This window comes from Novosphingobium naphthalenivorans NBRC 102051, from assembly GCF_001590985.1.
Classification (GTDB): Bacteria; Pseudomonadota; Alphaproteobacteria; order Sphingomonadales; family Sphingomonadaceae; genus Novosphingobium; species Novosphingobium naphthalenivorans.
On the sequence record NZ_BCTX01000225.1, the window covers coordinates 1 to 595 of the forward strand.

Genomic DNA, 595 nt, shown 5'->3' on the forward strand with positions numbered 1-595 from the left:
CGAAGGACGGCCGCTATGAGGGACGGCTCGCCGAATCCGACGAGGCGATGGTGGGCTATGGCTGGTATGACCGGCTTCCCCGGATCACTGATCTCCGCTTCGAGATCGACAAGGGGGGCGAGACGCTTGTGCTCGGTGGGTCGGACCTTCCCGGTATCGACAGCGGCACGGTCGAGCGACTGGATCTCGTGCTGACGATTTCTGGCCCCGCCCCTGAAACGCTTCATATACCGGCGCCTGTCGCCATCGAATATGACGATGGCCTCTTCTGGAGCTTTGAGGAGGCTAATATTCTCCTGGCGGCACCCACGGCCGTCACGCCTGCCGAACTGGTCGATCTGCTCGACGGCGCCTGCTTTTGCGCCAGCGACGATCGCGAGGCTGATAGCTGGGATACGCAGCACGATCGTTTCCTGCTCGATGCGCAGGAAATGGCGACCCGTCTCCTTCTGGGCGATGAAGCGGCCCTGCTCGAGCGCCTGCGCGCCGTCCTCGCCTACCGGACCCAATGGTTCGTTCCGGAAGGCTCCCGGTTCGTCGCCGTTATCGGACGCGAGGCCATGGATCTACGGATTGAGCGGGTTTCGGCGAGCAG

1 pseudogene is annotated in these 595 nt (G+C 63.5%); it reads left to right on the top strand.

What is annotated here, in order from left to right:
- Positions 1-595: pseudogene (locus NN5_RS26515) on the top strand (ATP-binding protein); the annotation flags it as partial.